The organism is Methylotenera sp. E1MeOHC1, assembly GCF_058745595.1.
On the sequence record NZ_CP196025.1, the window covers coordinates 1,092,053 to 1,114,583 of the forward strand.

A 22,531-nucleotide genomic window follows, 5' to 3' on the forward strand; every position below is an offset into this window, starting at 1 on the left:
TTTGCATGAAGTATATCTCAATTTTGGCTTTTACCTTCCTCCTCAGTGGATGTGCGATTTTTGGCGCACCAACTGAGATTGATGATACGAAAGGCTGGACAGCTGAACGTATCTATCAAGAAGGTGCGGCAAAAATGCAAGACCGCGACTACGATAAAGCCATTGTTTACTTTCAAAAGCTTGAGTCTCGCTATCCGCATGGCAAGTTTGCTACGCAAGCGCAACTTGAAACAGCCTACGCCCATTACAAAAAGCAAGACCCAGTATCCGCAGTTGCTGCTGCCGACCGCTTCATTAAACTCCACCCTGACCACCCTAACGTAGATTATGCTTACTATCTAAAGGGCTTAGCAGTATTTAACGAGCGCGGCATTGTAGAGAAGCTCACCAAGCAGCAAGTGAGTGACCGTGACCCACGTGCGCTAAAAGACTCTTTCGCTACATTCAAAGAACTGGTGACACGTTACCCAAAAAGCCGTTATGTAAAAGATGCAACACAGCGCATGGTTTACTTGGCAAACAGCTTATCGGAGCATGAGTTACATGTTGCACGCTACTACATGAAACGCAAAGCTTACGTTGCCGCGATTAACCGCACAAAATATGTGATTGAATACTACCCACAATCCCCACATGTAGAAGAAGCACTGGTCATTATGATTAGCGCTTACGACTTAATGGGCTTGGATGACCTAAAAAATGACACCTTGCGCATTTTGAAAACCAATTATCCAGATAGCGCGATTTTAAATAAGAATGCACCTGAGGATGAGCGCGTATGGTGGAAGTTCTGGGAAAGCCTATACTAGATGAACTAAACTGCATTAAATGCATCCATTATTTTAATGAAGTACTTAAATAAATTACCGGGTTTCATTAAAACGCCATCAGGCCTAGAGTGGATTTTGTTCAAAAAATTACCCCTGATTTTTAGCATTGGAACGGCCGCACCATGCATTCCAATGCTAGTTATTTACCTAAGTAACGAAACCCTAAGCCGAGAGCAACAGCAGGTCATCTACCAATTACTCGGTGTACTTTTTAGTGCCTGGTTTTTTGTTGGCGCTATTGCAATTGGTTGCATTGTCGTCACTATCATGAAAGGGCCTGCCTATGTTGCGGACCCTTACGAGTTACCCACCGAAAATAAAACGCTAGAGCAATACCCCTATTTGTAGCGCTAACTGGCAGATAATTAAACGTCGCCACGCCTAGATAATCACCACGCCGTTATGCCACTCAGGCCTGCCTAACGGGCTTAATTACCAAGCTTCCATCGATGCTAGGTTCGCAAACTACACTACACCTAGCCCAAAGTTTAATATTGCCGCGGTTCCTGCATAAATTATGTTTAATTTATTTAATTCCCATATTAAACTATGCAAAACTAAGCGTGATGAGCACGCTTAAACAATATGGCTGTGATGCCATACTAAAAATTAACTGAATTGTTGTCGACAATATCATTAGCAAGACGCTAATACTTGTGCTATTTGCAACGACGCACTCAAGTGCAAGATTAACGTCATGACAACAATGCATTGAGTAATTTGCTTTTAACCCGCTCCCCAACGCAGGGGAGTTTGGGCTGAGGTTACAGAGCCATATAACATCAGCCAAATTTATTCCAACGTGGGAATAAGTCTAGATGACGCACCAAACATAACCCTACAAGTTATGCAGTGCCCCCGTGTAAGCTATCAATTAAGCGCATACAACACTGTTGTAGCGCGGTAGTTTGTGAATATATTTAGGTTAGGAAAGAATTATGAGCAAAGTGAACTTCTGGAAAATCGGTCACTTATTAAACAATCTGAGCTATAAAAAGAAATTTACCTTACTTGGCACGGTGGCGCTCGTACCTTTATTGATTCTATTGTTTTTCAATATCCAGCTACTGAACTCTGACCAAAAAATTACCAGAATTGAACGCCAAGGCATTACCTATTTAATGCCCCTACGCCATTTTATTGAGAGCGTTCAAGCACATCGCGGCATGACCAACTCCTATTTATCGGGAAACGATGATTTTGCAGAAAAAATTGATGCTAATGAAAAAAAATCCAGTACGCTAATTGTAAATATTGACCAAATTGATAAAGAGCTTGGTCAGCAATTTCGCTCTACAGAAGACTGGAGTAAGATTAAAAAGAACTGGGATAAGCTCAAAGCAGATTGGGCGCAAATTAAATCAAAATCAGGCGATATCACGCCACAGCAAAGCTTTACAAATCATAGCAATCTAATCAATCAGTTGCTTGAGTTTTCATTAAAGCTCACAGACGCAAGTACACTGACGCTAGACCCGCAAATGGACACCTACTATCTCATGGATATTGTCTATTTAAGAACTATCAATGTCGTTGAAATCACGGCACAGATTCGTGGTTTAGGTGCTGGTATTACCTCTAGGCAGTTTGTTACGAATCAAGAAAAGCTAAAGCTTTCAGCACTCACTAACCAAGTTGAGGCATCGCTCAAAAGCTACGAACATGTGATGTCAGTACTTAAAAATTACGAGAGCACTTACACACAAGTAAAACCAGTAATGACTGAGCTACAACAATCAATCAATGAGCTAAACACACTAGTAAAAACATCGATTATTGATGCAGAAACCATAGAGTTAGATACAGAAAAATATTTTAATTTTGCTACTCAGTCCATTACCAAAGGCTATAAAGCCTATGACGAAATTAGCAAGTTACTAGACCAGTCATTAGAAAAACGTTTGATGCAACAGCAACAGCAATTTTGGCTGGTAGTATCTATCACCATTTTAACGATTTTAATTGTTAGCCTGATGCTGTTCTCAGTCGCCAGAAACATTATTCAGGCCACAAGTGAGACCAAGGATTTAATGAACAATCTTGCGCAGGGCAAAGTTGTTGAGCATGATGAGAGTAAGGTCTTCAGCCGTGATGAAATGGGTGATGTAATACGTTCATCCTACAGCATGCAACAAACCATTAAAAATCTGATTGATGCCCTGCAAAGGGTTAGTCATCAGCACTCTATTGGCGATATAGACGCCACATTAAATGCTCAGCAGTTCCACGGCGTCTATGCCGAAATGGCGACTGGCATTAACAAAATGGTGGCTGACCATATTGAAATGAACCAAAAAGCGATTGCCGTGGTGCAGGCCTTTGGTGATGGTGACTTAACACCGCAACTAGAGAAGTTCCCAGGCAAAAAAGCATTTGTTAATACGGCCATTGAGCAAGTACGAGCTAATATTCAGGCGCTGGTGGTGGACACCAACATGCTGGTTAACGCCACGATTCTGGGCAAACTTTCCAGACGTGCAGACTCCAGACGTCATCATGGTGAGTTCCGTAAAATTGTGCAAGGCATCAATGATACCCTAGATGCGGTGGTTAACCCATTAAACATGGCTGCCAAATATGTGGACGATATTGCCAAAGGTAACATCCCTCCCAAAATTACCGACACATACAACGGCGAATTCAACGCAATTAAAAACAACCTGAATCAATGTATTGATGCGGTGAATACCATGATTGCAGATACAGCCTTATTGGTAAATGCTACTGAAAAAGGCCAACTCTCGACACGTGCCGATGCAAGCCAGCATCAAGGAGATTTCCGCAAAATTGTAGAAGGGATTAATAGTACCCTAGATTATGTTATTAACCCGCTGAATATGGCTGCACAGTATGTGGATCGTATATCCAAGGGTGATATTCCTTCCCATATCACTCAACCATACAACGGTGATTTTAACGTCATTAAGAACAACCTGAACACTTGTGTCGATGCAATCAACCGCTTGGTGAGTGACACCAATATGTTATCGCAAGCAGCTACTGAAGGACGTATCAGCACCAGAGCCGATGTGACCCAGCACCAAGGGGACTTCCGTAAAGTGGTAGAAGGTGTGAATGCAACGCTGGAAACGATTGTAGCGCCTATCATTGCAGTTAAAGACGCCGTTGATACCATTACAACAGCAGCTAACGAGATATCTTCCGGTAACAATGACCTTTCGAGCCGCACCGAGCAACAAGCATCCAGCCTAGAAGAAACTGCAGCCAGCATGGAAGAGCTGGCAAGCACAGTTAAGCACAATGCTGAAAATGCAAAACAAGCGAATCAGCTAGCGCTCAGCGCTTCTGATATCGCAGTTAAAGGCGGAAATGTGGTATCTGATGTCGTCACTACCATGATTGCCATCAACGATAGTGCACGCAAAATTGAAGATATTATCTCTGTGATTGATGGCATTGCCTTCCAGACTAATATTCTTGCATTGAATGCAGCTGTTGAAGCGGCTAGAGCTGGTGAACAAGGTAGAGGTTTCGCGGTGGTGGCTGGTGAAGTGCGTAATTTGGCGCAGCGCTCAGCAAGTGCCGCTAAAGAAATCAAAGAGCTGATTACAGACTCTGTGAGCAAAACTACCGAAGGTACAACCTTGGTACAAAATGCTGGGCAAACCATGGAAGAGGTAGTGGTATCAGTGAAACATGTTGCCGATATCATCGGGGAAATCGCCGCTGCATCTATTGAGCAAGCAGCAGGCATTGATCTGGTTAATGAGGCGGTTACCAGCATGGACGAATCTACGCAACAAAATGCAGCATTGGTAGAACAGGCCGCTGCGGCAGCGGAATCACTAGTAGAACAAGCTAATCAGTTATCTAGTGCTATTAGTGCATTTAAACTAGACGATGCTACAGACACCCCACATGCAAATCAGCCCTTGAAATCAAACCACAATCATGTGGCATTATCTGTAATGAAAAGTCGCCCTGAAGCAGAGCCGGTAAGGATGATTGCAATCAAACAGGCAAATGGTAACGGGGATTGGGAAGAGTTCTAAGCGTCAGAGTTGCACACGCTGTGTATTGATTACACAGCGTGTGCAATATTTAAATTTAACATAAGCGGCAATGTTTGATTGATAGTAGAACAGTATCAACCATTCACTGTCACCGCAATGCAGTGACAGATAAACGATTAAGACAGGTGCCTATTATACTTAGCCTGATGGACATCCACTCCTGCCAGTCAGCTATAAGCTGTGATAGTGCTGGCTAGAGCACGATGGGCTTTAGTGCTTTTTAGCGCGACGATCTTTGTCTTCAACTTCTTTTTTAGCTTTTAACTCAGCACGTTGCGCAGTCTTACGACGGCGCATACTTACAATACCCTCGCCAGATTTACGCTTATCTTCATCTTCAGCAAACGGGTTATGGCCCTGCTTATACTCTACACGCAGTGGCGTACCTGAAAGTTGGAAAGTTCTACGGAAGGTTTTTTCTAAAAAGCGTGTATAAGCATCTTTAACACCATCCACATGGCTACCATGAATTACCACAATAGGTGGATTGCTACCACCCTGATGCGCGTAGCGTAATTTTGGACGAATGCCTTTACTGATAGGTGGCTGGTGCTGTTGTAACGCATCAATCAGTACACGTGTCAGCTGCGGTGTTGCAAGCTTAGCAAAAGCGGCTTTATAAGCCACATCAACTGATTTAAACAGTTCTGGCAGGCCTTTTTTACGCAAAGCGGAAATGTAGTGAAACTCAGCAAAGTCTAAGAACTGTAACTTACGGTCAATTTCACGTTTAATCCAATCCCGCTCATCCTCTTTTAAGCCATCCCATTTATTGATAGCCACCACTAAAGCACGACCAGCATCTAAGATGTAAGCAGCTACGTGGGCGTCTTGCTCGGTGATGCCCTCTTGCGCATCCACCACAAGAATCACCACATTCGCCTCTTCAATCGCTTGTATTGTTTTAATTACAGAGAACTTTTCAATCGCTTCAAATACACGACCACGCTTACGCACACCTGCCGTATCAATCAAAGTGTAATGTTTACCGTTCTTTTCTAAATCGATATGGATAGAGTCACGCGTAGTACCAGGCTCATCATAAGCAATAACTCGCTCTTCCCCTAACAACGCATTCACCAAGGTGGATTTACCCACATTAGGGCGGCCTACAATCGCTACTTTAGGAATTCTGTCACCGGTATAATCAGTCACCGGCTCATCTTCAATGACAGTGAAGTTTTCCAGCGCCAGTTCAATAATATCGCGCACACCTTCGCCGTGCGCTGAAGAGATTGAAAGCGGATAACCTAAACCCAGTTCGTGGAAGTCTGCACTGACCACTGCTTTTTGCATGCCTTCAGTTTTGTTCACCGCTAACAATACTGGACATTTGGTTCTTCTTAAGCGATTGGCAATTTCCATGTCTTGCGGTGAAACGCCTTGGCGACCATCCACCAAAAAGATAATCGCATCAGCCTCATCAATTGCTTGCAGCGTTTGCTTAGCCATGGCTTTAAGAATGCCACTGTCTGTATTTGGCTCAAAGCCACCGGTATCTACAACTAGATACGGCTGACTGGCACCAATGCCACGCCCATAATGTCGATCACGGGTTAAGCCAGGCAAGTCAGCGACTAACGCATCACGACTTTTGGTTAAACGGTTAAATAATGTTGATTTGCCGACGTTAGGTCGACCAACCAAAACAATGGTAGGTATCATGTGAGCCTTCTATAAAGCATTGAAGCTAATTGATAATTTCAGTCATCAATTAGCTCAATTAATTTTTAATTCTAATAATAAGCGATTAAAGCAAACCAAACATTTTATTTAATTTGAATCGCGTACAAACTGCCACCTCGTGATTGTGCCAGTAAGGTGTCACTGTTAATGATGGCCATTTGCGGCAGGATTGCGGTGTTGTCAGTTTTTATTCTGGCGGAAAACGCACCATCTTCGCGTTTAAGAAAATGTACATAACCTTCAGCATCACCTATCGCTACTCGGTCGCCCATGGGTAAAGGTGCAGTAGGCTGCCGATTTTTAAGGGCTGCCTGACGCCAAAAGGTTTTACCCGTTGTATAATCAAGCGCATAAATGGAACCGATTGCATGCGATACATAAATACGTGCATCTTCGTGACTTAAACCCGTCAAGCTTGAAATATCACGATTCCAAACAACACGTCCAGATGCGCGGTCAACCGCTGCAATACGGCCCTGATAAGCTACCGCATACACTAAAGGACCATCCACCATCGGCAAGCTGGTAATGTCCGCAATACGCTCAATCTCGGTAACGCCCTTAGGTTGTGCCACGGAGGCTTCCCACAGCAGTTTGCCGTTATCAGCGCGAATTGCCGCAAGTTTACCACCGGCAAAGCCGGCATATACCGCACCGCCATCGACCACAACGCCTGCACTGCTGCGCACTGTGAGCGCAGGGCTAGTACGGTCATAAACCCATTTTCTACTGCCGTCATCCGCGTTAATACCATAAATGCGGCTATCACCGGTACGCACGATGACCATACCGTCGTAATATCTAGGCGCGCTTAGCACCTCGCTACTCAGTCTGGACATCCACTGCAGCTTGCCTGATAAATCATAAGCATAAACCACACCTTTTTGCGTGCCAACCAACACCAAGCTACCGCCAACACCTACACCACCGGTAAGTTTTTCAGTTACTTTTGCATGCCACAGCTGCTTACCGTTAATTACATCTAACTTGACTAGATCACCTTCAGAGCTAGCAGCATAAGCAAAACCAGCCTCGACCACTGGCGCAAGGTCATAATTACCGGATATGCCAAGTTTAGTCTGCCACACAATTTTGGCGGTTGCGTTCGCCTCAAACTCAGTCAACGGTTCCATATCCACCACCTCACGACCGAATACACGTTCTGACAAGTCAGTTTTCAGATCGGTAATTGAGGTACAGGCAGAAAGCAGCGTGAAGCCACATATAGCCAATAATGCAGTTGATTGTTTAATAAAACGCATTAAGTATTAGCCTAGTGAATCAATTTTTTGTTGCGTCAAATGACGGTAGCGACCTTGGGCATCTAGCTTGGTAAGTGCAAGTTCGTAAGCTGCTTTAGCCTCGTCACGTTTACCTAAGCCAAGTAGTACGTCACCTTTAAGATCAAGGAACAAACCATCAAAACCAGCATCATGCTTTGCTTCTAACACTTTCAAAGCTGCGTCGAAATTGCTTTCTTCAGCCAAAATGTTGGCTAACTGCAAACCTGCAATCGCGCTCACAGAAGTTTCTTTCGCATTGCTAATCGCCCATTCCAACTGCGCTTTAGCGCTTTTAATCTGGTTGGCTTCGTAATTTGCTTTGGCAGCCAATACTGCAGCACGGCCAGCATATGGTGTCGCGCTATATTTTTCCATTAGCACAGCGGCTTTAGCTTGAATTGATTTTGTATCTTTAGCATCAACCACTTGTAATGCCTGATACTCAGTAGAAGCATTTACAGCCTGTTTGGTTTGATAGTATGTCCAGCCTTGGTACGCGGCATAAGCAACTAATAAGCCTATGACCAAATTACTGACCATTTTTCCGTAGGTTTTCCACCACGCTTTTAACTCATCTAACTGTTCTTGCTCTTCTAAATCGTATGCCATTCTTAGTCCTAATATATATTTAATTCAAAAACTTACGCTACACCTATCATCCATTTGCGACTTTTTTACCAGGAATCGCTGCCAATAAACTCTGTGTATAGGCATGTTGAGGCCGCTCATAAATATCAGCGACTTTCCCTAACTCAACAACTCGCCCTTGATGCATCACCACAATATCATCTGCAATATGACGCACAACACGTAAATCATGGCTAATAAAAATATAACTTAATGCCATTTCTTGCTGTAACTCTTTTAGCAGCAACAGTATTTGTGCCTGTATCGATACATCCAATGCTGACACTGGTTCATCACACACCACAACCTTGGGTTGCAGTACTAGCGCCCTAGCGATGCCGATGCGCTGCCTTTGCCCACCAGAAAACTCATGCGGGTATTTTTGCATATCAGCCTCACTTAAGCCAACACGCTTTAACATAGCAATCACTTTGCTTTTACGCTCAGCAGCATCACCCAAGCCATGTATCAGCAAGCCCTCGCCGACTAAATCACCGATGCGCATACGTGGATTAAGCGAAGCAAACGGGTCCTGAAACACCATTTGCAAATCTTTACGCATTGACCTAAGCGCTTCTGCATTGAGCTTAGCTAAATCTTTCCCTGCAAAAGTCACTTCGCCACTGTCAATCGACTGCAATTGTAACAGACATCTTGCCAAGGTGGATTTACCACTGCCAGATTCACCAACCACCGCGAGTGTTTTGCCAGCACGCAGCTTGATGCTGACATCGTTCAATGCTTTTACCAAGGTTTTACCAAAACCAAACTTGCCACTACGCTGCGTGTAGGTTTTGGTTAAATGCTTAGCTTCTAGAATATATTCACTCATATTGCCGCACTCGTCGATTGGGAATTGCTGTCTGGCAACCATGCATAATCAATCGGTTTTAAATCTTTTTTACCTTCCGCGTCAGGTACACAGGCCAGTAATGCCTTGGTATATGGATGCTGCGGGTTGTTGAGCACCTGTTGCTTAGTGCCAGACTCCACAATCTCGCCTCTAAACATCACCACGACATTGTCCGCAATATCCGCAACCACACCAAAATCATGCGTTATAAACAACATGCCCATATTCATACGAGTTTTGAGGTCGTCCAGCAATTTTAAAATTTGCGCCTGCACCGTGACATCCAGTGCAGTGGTAGGCTCATCGGCAATCAGCAAGCGCGGCTCGCAAGCAATGCTCATCGCAATCATCACACGCTGGCGCTGCCCACCAGATAACTCATCCGGGTAACTATCCGCACGGCTAGGCGGAATACCAACCATTTCAAGCAAGCTAGCGACCTTGTTTTTTAAAGCATGATTCTTTAACCCTAGGTGCGTAGTCAAACTTTCGCCAATTTGGTAGCCAATAGTCAGCACCGGGTTAAGTGAGGTCATCGGCTCCTGAAAAATCATGGCGATTTTAGCACCACGGATTTTTTGCAGCGCTTTTTCAGTCAGCAAGCCAATATCTTGCACACCGCTTTCATGGTCATTAAATAAAACCTTACCGCTGTTGAGTTGCAACTGTTGTGATAACAAACCCATCACCGACAATGCTGTCAGACTTTTACCGCTGCCGGACTCACCGACCACACAAGTAGTCTTACCTGCTTCAATGGTAAAACTCACATCATTCACCAATAAACGCAATGGCGTATTTTTGGGCGAGATAGTGACATGCTGTAGCTGTAATAATGGCTGGACTGTATCAGTAGGTGTACTCATCATTTACTCGATACTATAAACAATAGTCACCACAACGCGAGCGGTTTTATCAATGGTTGATTTATCGTAAACACCACCATAACTGTCGTCACCGGCATCGCCGCCCACAGGTAGAATATAAAATGCACCTTGCGAAGCAGATTTCATTACGCCAACTTGCACCCCATCCTGCTTTACAAACTCGGTGGCGCGGCTACGTGCGTTTTTTGTAGCCGCCGCAATTAAAGACATTTTAATATTTTCTAAATCGCTCACTAAGTAGGATGGCGCTCTGGCGACCACAGGATGATTTTCTGCACGTAGTTGCAATAAGGCTTTATTGGCATTGGTCACTTTATTTAAATCTTTAGTCACAACACGAATCGTTTGATAGGCATCAAAACCGTGCTGCACTTGTCGTGGCGTGTCTTTAATAAACTCCTCGTCGTAATGCGGATTTAAGGTTTCGACATCAGCACTCCAGGTCTTAGCGTCAAACCCCTGCGCTAATAAAAACTCCTCCACCACTTTGCGTTCCACAGCTAGCTTCTCCAAAGCCTCCGCTTGTGTAGGCTGGGTAACACTAACATTCAACTCCCATTCAGCACTATCTGCCTTGATTGGCTTCTCTGCCAAGCCCTTCACCGTGATTGATTGCTGGCCAGACATGGCGCGCTTACCCTGCACGCCAAGTATAAATGCAGCAGCAGACATGCCAATTGCCAAAAAGATACCCAATGCAACCATAGCTTTAAATAGATTATTCTGCTCGTTCATTGCAAATACCTTTTAATAAGTACTTCAAGTGTTAGGTGCTACTACTATTTAAATCAATTACCAGTTAAGTACGCAACCGCGGCTTCAATGCTTAGTTTCTGTTGCTCACCCTTCACAGTTGCCAACATAGGTTTCAATGCCACTTCGTTATTAGCTACCTCGTCATCGCCCAATATCAATGCATACTTAGCACGGCTTCTGTCAGCCTTTTTCATCTGCGACTTAAAGCTACCGCCCCCGGCATGCAACACCACTTGAATATTTGCATTGCGTAAACGCTCAGCAATACCAAACGCAGCAACTTCTGCTTGCTCGCCTACGTTCACCAGATACACATCAGGCGCATCATCTGCTTCAACCTGATACTCTTGCATAAGTAAGAATGCACGCTCCAGGCCAATACCAAAGCCACATGCAGGCGTTGCATCGCCGCCTAGGCGCTCAACCAAACTATCGTAACGGCCACCGCCGGCGATGGTGCCTTGTGCGCCTAGCTTGGTGGTCACCCACTCAAATACCGTGCGGTTGTAATAATCTAAACCACGCACCAGACGCGGATTAATCGTATAAGCCACACCGGCATCATTCAATCTTTTACACAGACCCTCAAAATGGCTACGAGTTTCAGTGCCCAAACAGTCCAGCAATTTTGGGGCGGCCTCACACATAGCTTGCATCCGCGGGTTTTTAGTATCTAGAATACGCAGTGGATTAGTATGCAAACGGCGCTTAGCATCTTCATCTAGCAACTCTGCATGCTGTTCAAAGTATGCAATCAGCACATTGCGGTATTCGGCACGCTCATGTGCGTCACCAATGCTATTAATTTGCAGCTCTACATCTTGAATGCCAAGCTCACGCCACAGCCTTGCCAGCAACACAATTTGCTCAGCATCAACTTCTGGGGTATCAAAGCCAAAAGCCTCCACACCAATTTGGTGGAACTGGCGCTGACGGCCTTTTTGCACATTCTCGTGCCTAAACATCGCACCGCTGTACCACAAGCGCACCGGGCCATTATAGGTCAGATTATTTTCAACTACAGCACGTACACAACCGGCTGTGCCTTCAGGGCGCAAGGTAAGCTTGTCACCGTTGAGTGCATCTTCCCATGCGTACATTTCTTTTTCTACGATGTCGGTATGCTCACCTACGCTACGCACAAATAAATCGGTAGATTCAACCAACGGCATACGGATATTTTTATAGCCATACTGTGCAAGTACGCGGCGTGCGGTGTCTTCCAGTTTGAACCATAGAGGCGTGGCCTCTGGCAGAATGTCGTAAAAACCTTTAATGCTTTGAAATTTGTTACTCATGAACTTTTGAATTGCCTATTATGAATTGACTGCTTGTATTGGAATTATTTTTTGTGCAGGTGCTGGGCGCAGTTTGCCACCTTCGGCATAGTTTTTTTGCACGTAAGCTTCCACAATTGCCTGAAACTCCTCGGCAATATGGTCGCCTTTCAGTGTAACGGTTTTTTCACCATCGACGAACACCGGCGCCACTGGCACCTCTCCCGTACCTGGCAAACTAATACCGACATTGGCTAATTTAGACTCGCCGGGGCCGTTGACCACACAGCCCATGACTGCTACGCTCATGCTCTCGACACCGGCATACGCATCGCGCCAAATAGGCATTTGATTGCGCAGGTAAGTTTGAATTTGCATGGCAAGCTCTTGGAAATACGTTGAAGTAGTGCGGCCGCAACCTGGGCACGCCGTTACTAAAGGAGTAAATGAGCGAATCCCCATGGTTTGCAAGATTTCCTGCGCTACCACCACCTCTTTAGTCCGTGACTCATTCGGCTCTGGCGTGAGCGAAACTCTAATAGTATTACCGATGCCTTGCTGTAACAATAAAGCTAAAGCCGCGGTTGAAGCAACAATACCCTTAGAGCCCATACCAGCTTCGGTTAGACCTAAATGTAGGGGATAATCGCTACGACTTGCTAGCTCAGTGTAGACTTTTACCAAATCTTGCACATCGCTCACTTTGCATGAAATGATGATTTGATTCGGCGACAAACCTAAGGCTACCGCCTGCTCAGCACTCTCAAGTGCTGACTGTATTAAAGCCTCACGCATCAATGCATCCGCAGTCAATGGCTCGGCCAGCTTCGCGTTATCATCCATCATCTGCGCCATTTTGGCTTGGTCTAGGCTCCCCCAGTTCACACCAATACGCACTGCCTTTTTATACTGAATCGCAGCCTCAATCATCGCGGCGAACTGCTCATCGCGCTTTGAACCTTTACCTACATTACCTGGGTTAATGCGATATTTTGCTAACGATTCAGCACAATCCGGATATTGAGCCAGTAATTTATGGCCGTTGTAATGAAAATCACCAACCAGCGGTACATTGCAACCTAACTTATCTAAACCACGACGAATATTGCCGACTTGCGCAGCAGCTTCTGGGGAGTTAACGGTGATACGCACCACCTCAGACCCAGCCTGCCATAACTCATACACTTGCTTGATGGTTGCTTCAGCGTCAGCAGTATCTGTGTTAGTCATACTTTGCACCACTACCGGTGCGGGCAAAGTATCTAACAAACCACCGCCTACTGGCACGTGCCCAACCATCACTTGCAAAGTATTACGGGCTTTATTTTGCATAAACAAACTCAATGATTACTCCAAACTGATACGTGCAACATTGTTGCGAGTATAACCAGCTAAATCCACAGCCTGCCCAGAAACATTGACTGTAGCAGCCTTAGCATTGCCAATCACCACATTAAACGGTGATTGAAAGCTAAGCGACTGCGTGTCGCCCGCATTTAAAGTAGCTTCATAAAGCACTTGCCCAGCCTTATCACTCACACGCACCCAGGTTTTCTCTGTCACTGTCATGCTTACTTTTTTCGAAGCAGCAGTTGGTGCCTGTGGCTCTGACTTGGCCTTAGGCTCTGGTTTAACTTGCTGCTCTAGCTTAACTTGCGGTTCTGGCTTAGCAGGCGCTGCAGTAGTAGCTGGCTGCACAGGCGCAATGGCTTGTGCATTAGGCTGCGGCGCATTCACTGCAGGTGGGTTAGCAAGGCCTGCGTCTTGGCTTGAAAGTGCATCTTCTGCAAATTGACGCTCAGCGGCTGGTAAAGCTGCCTCAGGCAAAGTTGTCTCGGGCAAAACTACTTCCGTAGAATCTTGCGTCTCGGCTAACGGTTCTGCCACAGGCGTTGCTGCTTGCTGCACTGCTTCATCCGGAGCTTTGGACTGCTGAGGCATGTATTCAATGTACACAAACCATGCAAGTAAAAAGAATAAAACCAGAATACTGCCTAAAATATAGGTTAGCCATGGTCGATTATCTTTAGTTAACTGCACAGGCTGCATCGAAGGGTTAATGGCGAGCAGACTAGGTGACTGCGCTGGTGACAACTGGCGATAAGTATCCAATAGTGGTGCAGCATCTATCTCTAATAAACGTGCATAGTTGCGGATAAAACCACGAGTAATCATCGCGTCTGGCAGTAAATCAAAAGCATCACGCTCTAGCGCATCCACTTGTTTAACGCTGTAACGCAAGTGATCTGACACATCTTGCTGCGATAATTTCTTTGCCTCTCTCGCTGCCTGCAACACTGCGCCTACTGATGCAGTCACAGAAGTTTCTTCGACTATCTCTTCAACCTGTTGTGTATCTGTCATTGTTAATTTCCACTTTGTAACAATTTAGCCTGTTCTGAATCTGGATATTGACGTCTTAACTCAAGTGCATAACTTGACTCATCATCTCGGTTACCTAACAAACGCGCAATCCTTACTGATAACCACAACAGCTCAGGCCCAGGTCTACTTAACATCGCATTTTGCAGGGTATTTTTTGCGCTAACGACATCATTTCGGTTAAATTGAATCAGTGCCAACTGATAAGCGGCAGAGTGAAACAAAGGCTCCAGCTGCAATGCGCGCTGAAAGTACACTTCTGCATTACGTGTATCTTGTTTGCGTAACGAGCAAACACCAGCGTTGGTGTAAGCCATTGCAGGTGTTGCATACAATGGGTTTTTCACCGCTGCCATGAACTCTTTGATGGACTCATCGGCCCGACCACGCGAACACAAAAAATTACCAAAATTATTATGTGCCTCTGAATTATTAGGCTCAATTTGTATGGCCTGCTTGAAGCTTGCCTCTGCCTGCGCATCTTGACCAAGTGCTCCATGCACCATGCCCAAACCGTTGTAAGCCATTGCAAAGGTTGGGTCAATTTTCGTGGCTATCGTAAATTCATCCAAGGCAACTTCTAGGTTTCGCTGCTGTAAATAAACAGAACCCAAATCTGAGTGCGCACGTGCACGTGCTTTTAAAGCACCTGCATCATAGGCTTGCTGTTGCTGAGTAGCGCACCCAGCAACAAACAAAGTGAGCGTAGCTACAAAACCCAACTGACGTGCAAAAGATTTAACTGACTCAAGTTGCTGAGTAAGTAACTGGATTAAATTCATTTAACATTCACCTCGTTTAATCAACGGATTCTATAGGAACATGCCTAGAAGTACGTTTCGTTTTATCTAGCACTTTACCTGCTAATTGACCACAAGCCGCATCAATATCATCACCGCGTGTTTTACGCACAGTCACAACATAACCTGCCTGCATCAAAATATCACGGAACACACGTACATGACTTGGTTTAGACGTATCATAACCGCTATTAGGGAATGGGTTAAACGGGATTAAATTAAATTTGCAAGAAACGTTCTTCACTAGCTCCAGAAGCTGGTGTGCGTGCTCAACGGTATCATTCACGCCATCCAACATCACGTACTCAAACGTGACAAAGTCACGCGGCGCTTTTTCCAGGTAACGATTACACGCTGCCATTAATTCTTTAAGTGGGTATTTTTTATTGATCGGCACGATGACATCGCGCAGAGCATCGTTTGGCGCGTGCAGAGACACCGCCAATGCAACCGGACAATCTTCTTTTAAACGATCCATTGCCGGCACCATGCCGCTAGTAGACAACGTCACACGGCGGCGGCTTAAGCCATAAGCCGAGTCATCCAGCATAATCTGCATTGCCGTAACTACGTTATCGTAATTGGCTAAAGGCTCACCCATGCCCATCATCACCACATTGCTAATAATGCGATCACCGGCAGGCAGCATGTCGTAGCCTGTTTCTTGCCGTAATGATTGATTTGCGATGGCAAGCTGACCAATAATTTCCGCAACGCTTAAGTTGCGATTAAAACCTTGACGCCCAGTAGAGCAGAAGGTGCACTCTAGTGCACAGCCTACTTGGCTAGAAACACATAAAGTACCGCGATCATCCTCAGGGATAAACACGGTCTCAATGCTATTTGCAGTATCTGTCCCGATCAGCCACTTACGTGTACCGTCGTTAGACACCTGAGCTAACTGCACTGTCGGCAAGGTAATCTCTGCATCGACAGCGAGTTTTTCGCGCAGGTTTTTGGCAATATCAGTCATCTGCTCAAAATCATGCACACCAAAGTGATGCATCCAGCGCATTAACTGTTTGGCACGAAAAGGTTTCTCACCTCTGTCAGCAAACCATTGAGCGAGCTGTTTTTGATTGTAATTGAGCAGATTGACCAAAATTGTTTACACCTTAATATTAACGATTAACTATTCTTTAGATTGCAAGGCAACCCTATGCAACCTGAATAATTAAATTACTTACCGAAGAAGTAAGCGATTTCGATTGCTGCGTTTTCAGCAGAATCAGAACCGTGCACTGCGTTTGCATCGATGCTTTCAGCAAAGTCAGCACGGATAGTACCAGCAGCAGCTTCTTTAGGGTTAGTAGCACCCATCAAGTCACGGTTAACTTGCACAGCGTTTTCGCCTTCTAATGCTTGAATCATTACTGGACCAGAAATCATGAATTTTACAAGGTCAGCAAAGAATGGACGCTCTTTATGTACTGCGTAGAAACCTTCTGCATCAGCTTGTGTTAATTGTGCCATTTTAGCTTCAACAACTTTTAAACCAGCGTTTTCAAAGCGTGTGTAAATTTTACCAATAACATTTTTTGCAACTGCATCTGGTTTGATGATAGAAAGCGTGCGTTGAACTGCCATAATTACTCCATTAAATTAACTTATTGAAAAGACCGTTAAAATACCATTTTTAGCACTTAAAATAAACCAACATTTTATGTTATGGTGTTAATTAAATGAGTTTTAGAATCACTCTTGATGTGTCAAAATTGGCGTTATTATGAAAAACAATTTAAATCCAACTCTCCCCGCCTCCATTACCTGCCCTGCCTGTGGCATGCTTTGTGATGATTTAGTACTAACAAGTACTGCGCCCGTGGCCATTCAAAATGCATGTGCCAAGAGCATTACTTTTTTTGAGCAATCATTTCATTCAAGTAGCTCAAACACGGCGCCTAGCGTATCAGGTAAAACCACTGACCTAGAGACTGCAGTCAAAGCTGCTGCTGCCATCTTGGCGCAAAGCAAAGCACCATTGATTGCCGGTCTTGGCACGGAAGTACAAGGGATGCGTTCCATCATGCGCCTAGCCACAACAAGTAATGCAACGTTAGACCACATGCATAGCGAATCATCCGTGCGCAACACGCTAACCATGCAAAATAGCGGCTGGCTCACCACCACCCTGTCAGAAGTTAAAAATCGTGCCGACTTGATTTTAGCCATTGGTACAGACATTGGCACTAGCCACCCTCGCTTCTTCGAAAAGCTGGTTTGGGACTCTGACAGCCTGTTTAACAAACCAAGCCCTGAGGTAATTTACCTAGGGGTACCTGCAGAAAAAACCAAATCAGCTACCTCACCAGAAGGCAAACTAGCCAGCGCGATAGGCAACGACCCAGCTCAAGTGCCTGAAATTGTGAACGCGCTTAACGCATTGTTAATCAACAAAAAAATTAATGCAGAAACTGTGGGTAGCGTTGCAGTAGCAACATTACAAGCCTTGGTAGAAAAATTAAAAGCTGCCAAATACGCTGTGGTTGTATGGTCTGCCAGTAGTTTTAAATTCAGCCACGCAGAACTTACCATCCAAAGCATCGTTCAACTTGTAAATCAGTTGAATGAAACCACGCGCGCTGCCGGCCTACCACTTAACTCTGGAGATGGCGATTCATCCGTGAACAACACCAGCACGTGGTTGAGTGGTTACCCAACCAGAAACCGCTTCGTGAATGGCAAACCTGAATATGACAACTACCATTTCAGCACACAAAAACAATTGCAGAACAGCGATGCTTTGCTGTGGGTAAGTACCTTTAATCCAACCAGCGCACCGCAAACCGCACTGCCTACTATTGTGATTGGACACCCAGACACTAAATTCGATTGCACACCGGATGTATTTATCCCGGTTGGCATCCCTGGCGTTGACCATGTAGGCTCGATGTTCCGCATGGATAGCTCTATCACGCTACCACTAAAAAAATTACGTAATAATGAATTACCCAACTTGAGTGAGGTAATAAATAGAATTGAGGCAGAATTAGCATGATCACTTTACTCAAGAACGGCAAACTGTACGACCCAGCGCACAATAAAAATGGCGTAGTAGAAGACATTTATATCAATCAAGGCCGTATCGTCCCCAAACCGCTAGATAACGCAAAAATCAGCCAAACCTATGATTTGAGCGGCAAAGTAGTAATGGCGGGCGCGATTGATATGCACAGCCATATCGGTGGCGGCAAGGTCAATATTGCACGCATGATGCTGCCAGAATATCAACAAAAACAGATGCAGGAAATCAAAAGCCTGAGCGAACCAGAAGCGCATATCTGTACGCCATATTGCAGCCACCACGCCACACCGACTGCAACTGACACCGGCTTTAGATACATTGAAATGGGCTATACCGCTGCGTTTGAGCCTGCGATCTCACCGATCAACGCGCGCCAAGCTCACCTAGAAATGGGCGACACCCCGATGATCGACAAGGGTGGCTATGCAATGCTAGGTAATGACGATTACTTTTTGCGCATGTTAACCGCGAAAAAAGACCAAAAAGCCATTAACGACTACGTTGCTTGGATTCTGCATGCCACACAGACCATCGGTATTAAAGTCGTAAATCCAGGTGGCATTAGTGCATTCAAATTCAATCAACGCCGACTGAATTTAGACGAAAACCATCAGCACTACCAAGTAAGCCCGCGTGAAGTGCTGCAAAGCCTTAGCCGTGCCGTGCATGAACTTGGCATTGCCAAACCGCTGCATGTACACTGTAACAATCTTGGCGCAGCTGGCAACTTTGAAACCACGCTCAACACAATGACTGCAAGTAATGGCCTGCCTATGCACTTAACGCATATTCAGTTCCATAGTTACGGTACAGAAGGCGATAAGAAGTTCTCGTCAGCGGCAGCGCAAATCGCGGAAGCCATCAATAAAAACAAAAACATCACGGCCGATGTTGGCCAAATCCTGTTCAATCAAACCGTCACTGCATCTGGTGACTCTATGATGCAACACTTAAATGCCAAGCATGCAAATCCTAAAAAATCCGTGATTATGGATATTGAGTGCGATGCGGGCTGTGGTGTATTGCCGTTTAAATATCGCGATCAAAACTATGTGAACGCCTTGCAATGGGCAATCGGCTTAGAGATTTTCTTATCGGTTGAAGATCCGTGGCGTATTTTCTTAACCACAGACCATCCGAATGGTGCACCGTTTACCAGTTATCCGCATTTGATTCGCTTACTGATGGATAAATCTTTCAGAAACGAAGCATTTGCCAAGCTTAATCTGGATGCGCAATCTATGAGCAACCTCACCAGCTTAGACCGCGAATACAGCCTATATGACATTGCAATCATGACACGTGCTGGTGCAAGCAAGCTGATTGGTATGAATGACCGCGGACATTTGGGCGTAGGCGCTAACGCAGACATCACGGTTTATACTGACCAAGAAAACCGCGAAGCGATGTTTGCCAAGCCTGATTATGTATTTAAAAATGGTGAGTTAGTGGTTAAAGACGGTGCAGTGATTAAAGTGGTCTGGGGTGCGACCCATACCGCAAAACCAGCTTTTGATATTGGTGTAGAAAAAGAGCTAAAAGAATACTTTGACCGCTACCAAACCATAGGCTTAGATAACTTCAAGATTAGCGATGCCGAGATCTTTGATGACGGCAGAGGTAGCGTTGTCGTCAATGAAAACTAACAGTCTCACGACTGAAAGGAAACGATATGAGTAGACTATATGGCGAACAGCACCGTCAACTGCAAGATGAATTTGCCACACGTAAAATGGCAGACCGCGTTGAAGAGTTAGCTTGCAAAACTGAGTTTGATGATGAATCAAAAGGGTTTATCGAACACATGGATATGTTTTTCCTATCCACGGTAGACCATCAGGGACGCCCTACCGTGTCTTACAAAGGCGGCGATGCTGGCTTTGTTAAAGTGATTGATAGCAAAACCTTAGCCTTCCCAAGCTACGATGGTAATGGCATGTTTTTCTCTATGGGAAACATCAGCACACAGCCGCAAGTTGGCTTGCTGTTTATCTCATTTGAAACGCCGCATCGCATCCGCGTGCAAGGCACTGCCACTATCTCACGCAATGACCCACTGATGAGCGAGTACAAGGAAGCCGATTTTATCGTTCGCGTGACCTTATCTGAGCTATGGCAAAACTGCCCGCGCTACATTCACCAGCGCACCAAAGTGCGTGATTCACGTTACGTACCGCGTGAACATTGTGAAACACCACTTGCCGAGTGGAAACGCCTGGATTTAGTACAAGATGTGCTGCCAGAGACAGACCTCAACAAAGTAAAAGAACTAGGTACCATTCAAATTGAAGAATGGATTGATAAAATTAAAACTGCTGACCCTACGGCCTAAATGATGATGTTGCTAAATACTATACAAATTGACGATACTTTTGCTGAAGCATTTAATATGCGCGGCACACGCGTGATTATTACCGCGCAAAACCTAAAATGGGCATACCATGCCGCAAACGCCATGACCGGTTTTGCAACCTCAGTCATCGGTTGCGGCGTTGAAGCTGGCATTGAGCGCGAATTATCAACCGAAGAAACACCGGACGGTAGGCCTGGCGTCAGTATCTTAATGTTTGCCATGGGCAGCAAAGTGCTCATGCAGCAACTAGAAACCCGCATGGGGCAATGTATCTTAACTTGCCCAACCGCTGCGGCTTTTTCCGGCATCGATGGTGAAGATAAAATCAGCCTAGGTAAACACCTGCGCTATTTTGGCGATGGCTTCCAAACCTCTAAACTGATTGATGGCAAACGCTACTGGCGTATCCCAGTGATGGATGGCGAGTTTATTACTGAAGAAACCACCAGCATGGTGCGTGCAATTGGTGGCGGTAACTTTTTGATTCTAGCAACATCACAACCAGCCGCCTTGGCTGCGGCTGAAGTAGCGATTGAAGCCATGAAAAAAGTGCCTAACGTGATTATGCCGTTCCCAGGTGGCGTAGTGCGCTCTGGCTCTAAAGTCGGTAGTAAATACAAAACCATGTTTGCTTCAACCAATGATGCATTCTGTCCTACACTAAAAGGTGCCACTAATACCGAGCTTTCACCTGAGATTGAAAGCGTTATGGAAATTGTGATTGATGGCTTAACCTTTGAAGATATCGCACTCTCAATGAAAGTGGGCATCGAAGCCATTTGCAACTTAGGTGCGGACAGTGGCGTGAAGCGCATTTCGGCAGGTAACTATGGCGGCAAACTTGGCCCTCACCTTTTCAAATTACATGATATTTTAAACGGCAGCAACTCATGAACGCGCTTACTTTCACACTAAAGAATACACTTCAATTCTCGGTTAATTGCTGTGCTTTGACCCCAAATAATTTAGCCAATAAATCAGCTGCTGACATTGCCAGCATTAAACTAACTTACGGCAACAACACTGTGTTGGTAGGCGATTTGTTTGAAATCAGTGGCAATGATGCAACACATGTGATATTTAAAAATGCATCGAACAAAATGGATTACATCGGTGCGCACATGTCATCTGGCAAAATCACCATTGACGGTAATGCTGGCGCCTATTTAGGTTTTACCATGAAGAGTGGTGAAATCCATTGCCTAGGCAATGCTGAAGGTTATGCTGCATGCAATATGGTGAATGGTCTCTTGAAAATTGATGCGAACGTAGGTGATTTCTTGGGCGCTGGCTCTGAAGGCTTACGCAAAGGCATGCGCGGCGGCACTGTGATTATCAAAGGTAATGCCGGTGACCGTGTAGGCGACCAGATGCGTAGAGGCTTAATTTTGATTGAGGGCAATGCTGGCGACTACTGCGGTAGCCGTATGATTGCAGGCACGATTGGAGTATTAGGTAAGGTTGGCTCCTACACAGCATTTAATATGCACCGTGGTACCTTATTACTAAAAAATGCACCGACCTTGCATGCAACAGTGCAAAATTGTGGCACGCACACATTGCCATACCTGAGCTTATTATTTAAATCATTTAAAAAATACAACACACAATTTAGCCAATTAAGCTCACAGCGCGTACAGCGTTTTGTAGGGGATGCGGCCTACAAAGGCAATGGTGAAGTGCTTATTCTGAATGCTTAGGCACTAAGTCTAAGTGCATTGGTCATATGGTAATTACA

The 22,531-nt window shown here is 45.1% G+C and carries 20 protein-coding genes; 8 read left to right on the plus strand and 12 right to left on the minus strand.

Annotated elements, in window-relative coordinates; all coding sequences use genetic code 11:
• Nucleotides 1-5 precede the first annotated feature (5 nt).
• The 3 genes from ACSSU7_RS04990 (at nt 6) to ACSSU7_RS05000 (ending at nt 4,843) form a co-directional block, all read left to right on the plus strand.
• Complete coding sequence (locus ACSSU7_RS04990) at nt 6-809, plus strand: outer membrane protein assembly factor BamD (protein WP_492517612.1); 804 nt, start codon at nt 6-8, stop codon at nt 807-809.
• Between the two features lie 36 nt (nt 810-845).
• Nucleotides 846-1,178: a hypothetical protein gene (locus ACSSU7_RS04995; protein ID WP_492517613.1), complete on the plus strand. Its 333-nt coding sequence runs from the start codon at nt 846-848 to the stop codon at nt 1,176-1,178.
• Nucleotides 1,179-1,768: 590 nt separating this feature from the next.
• Nucleotides 1,769-4,843: a methyl-accepting chemotaxis protein gene (locus ACSSU7_RS05000; RefSeq protein WP_492517614.1), complete on the plus strand. Its 3,075-nt coding sequence runs from the start codon at nt 1,769-1,771 to the stop codon at nt 4,841-4,843.
• Nucleotides 4,844-5,074: 231 nt separating this feature from the next.
• Here ACSSU7_RS05000 and der read toward each other — a convergent pair whose 3' ends face one another.
• The 12 genes from der to ndk form a co-directional block, all read right to left on the minus strand.
• On the minus strand, nt 5,075-6,529 hold the full coding sequence (gene der, locus ACSSU7_RS05005; protein WP_492517615.1) for a ribosome biogenesis GTPase Der: 1,455 nt from the start codon (nt 6,527-6,529) through the stop codon (nt 5,075-5,077).
• Nucleotides 6,530-6,633: 104 nt separating this feature from the next.
• Nucleotides 6,634-7,812: an outer membrane protein assembly factor BamB gene (gene bamB, locus ACSSU7_RS05010; RefSeq protein WP_492517616.1), complete on the minus strand. Its 1,179-nt coding sequence runs from the start codon at nt 7,810-7,812 to the stop codon at nt 6,634-6,636.
• Between the two features lie 6 nt (nt 7,813-7,818).
• Complete coding sequence (locus ACSSU7_RS05015; protein WP_492517617.1) at nt 7,819-8,442, minus strand: tetratricopeptide repeat protein; 624 nt, start codon at nt 8,440-8,442, stop codon at nt 7,819-7,821.
• A 46-nt stretch (nt 8,443-8,488) separates the two neighbouring features.
• Nucleotides 8,489-9,292 (minus strand): ATP-binding cassette domain-containing protein, encoded by an 804-nt coding sequence (locus ACSSU7_RS05020; RefSeq protein WP_492517618.1) that lies wholly within the window; start codon nt 9,290-9,292, stop codon nt 8,489-8,491.
• Complete coding sequence (locus ACSSU7_RS05025; RefSeq protein WP_492517759.1) at nt 9,289-10,179, minus strand: ATP-binding cassette domain-containing protein; 891 nt, start codon at nt 10,177-10,179, stop codon at nt 9,289-9,291. Before ACSSU7_RS05025 ends, ACSSU7_RS05020 begins: the two co-directional genes overlap by 4 nt.
• Nucleotides 10,180-10,182: 3 nt before the next feature.
• Nucleotides 10,183-10,935, minus strand: a complete 753-nt coding sequence (locus ACSSU7_RS05030) for an SIMPL domain-containing protein (protein WP_492517619.1) — start codon at nt 10,933-10,935, stop codon at nt 10,183-10,185.
• A 53-nt stretch (nt 10,936-10,988) separates the two neighbouring features.
• Entirely contained in the window at nt 10,989-12,254 is a 1,266-nt protein-coding gene (gene hisS / locus ACSSU7_RS05035) for a histidine--tRNA ligase (protein WP_492517620.1), read from the minus strand.
• 18 nt (nt 12,255-12,272) lie between these two features.
• Entirely contained in the window at nt 12,273-13,565 is a 1,293-nt protein-coding gene (gene ispG / locus ACSSU7_RS05040) for a flavodoxin-dependent (E)-4-hydroxy-3-methylbut-2-enyl-diphosphate synthase (protein WP_492517621.1), read from the minus strand.
• A 15-nt stretch (nt 13,566-13,580) separates the two neighbouring features.
• The gene (locus ACSSU7_RS05045) at nt 13,581-14,597 is read right to left on the minus strand and encodes a RodZ domain-containing protein (RefSeq protein ID WP_492517622.1); all 1,017 of its coding nucleotides are present in this window, start codon (nt 14,595-14,597) and stop codon (nt 13,581-13,583) included.
• A gap of 2 nt (nt 14,598-14,599) precedes the next feature.
• Complete coding sequence (gene pilW / locus ACSSU7_RS05050) at nt 14,600-15,397, minus strand: type IV pilus biogenesis/stability protein PilW (protein ID WP_492517623.1); 798 nt, start codon at nt 15,395-15,397, stop codon at nt 14,600-14,602.
• A 16-nt stretch (nt 15,398-15,413) separates the two neighbouring features.
• Nucleotides 15,414-16,517 carry a dual-specificity RNA methyltransferase RlmN gene (rlmN, locus tag ACSSU7_RS05055; protein WP_492517624.1) on the minus strand — a complete coding sequence of 368 codons (1,104 nt, stop codon included), beginning with the start codon at nt 16,515-16,517 and terminating at the stop codon, nt 15,414-15,416.
• A 77-nt stretch (nt 16,518-16,594) separates the two neighbouring features.
• Complete coding sequence (gene ndk / locus ACSSU7_RS05060) at nt 16,595-17,002, minus strand: nucleoside-diphosphate kinase (protein ID WP_036303551.1); 408 nt, start codon at nt 17,000-17,002, stop codon at nt 16,595-16,597.
• 139 nt (nt 17,003-17,141) lie between these two features.
• Between ndk and ACSSU7_RS05065 the strand changes: the two genes are divergently transcribed.
• Genes ACSSU7_RS05065 through ACSSU7_RS05085 form a run of 5 tightly spaced genes read left to right on the plus strand, consistent with a single transcriptional unit; the run spans nt 17,142 to nt 22,493 of the window.
• Nucleotides 17,142-18,413 carry a formylmethanofuran dehydrogenase gene (locus tag ACSSU7_RS05065; protein WP_492517625.1) on the plus strand — a complete coding sequence of 424 codons (1,272 nt, stop codon included), beginning with the start codon at nt 17,142-17,144 and terminating at the stop codon, nt 18,411-18,413.
• Nucleotides 18,410-20,086: a formylmethanofuran dehydrogenase subunit A gene (locus ACSSU7_RS05070; protein ID WP_492517626.1), complete on the plus strand. Its 1,677-nt coding sequence runs from the start codon at nt 18,410-18,412 to the stop codon at nt 20,084-20,086. The genes ACSSU7_RS05065 and ACSSU7_RS05070 overlap by 4 nt, the downstream gene beginning before the upstream one ends.
• A 26-nt stretch (nt 20,087-20,112) precedes the next feature.
• Nucleotides 20,113-20,772, plus strand: coding sequence for a pyridoxamine 5'-phosphate oxidase family protein (locus ACSSU7_RS05075; protein ID WP_492517627.1), 660 nt, complete (start codon nt 20,113-20,115; stop codon nt 20,770-20,772).
• Between the two features lie 6 nt (nt 20,773-20,778).
• Complete coding sequence (gene fhcD / locus ACSSU7_RS05080) at nt 20,779-21,687, plus strand: formylmethanofuran--tetrahydromethanopterin N-formyltransferase (RefSeq protein WP_492517760.1); 909 nt, start codon at nt 20,779-20,781, stop codon at nt 21,685-21,687.
• A complete protein-coding gene (locus ACSSU7_RS05085; protein ID WP_492517628.1) occupies nt 21,684-22,493 on the plus strand; it encodes a formylmethanofuran dehydrogenase subunit C in 810 nt (269 codons plus the stop codon). Before fhcD ends, ACSSU7_RS05085 begins: the two co-directional genes overlap by 4 nt.
• The last annotated feature ends 38 nt before the right edge of the window (nt 22,494-22,531 follow it).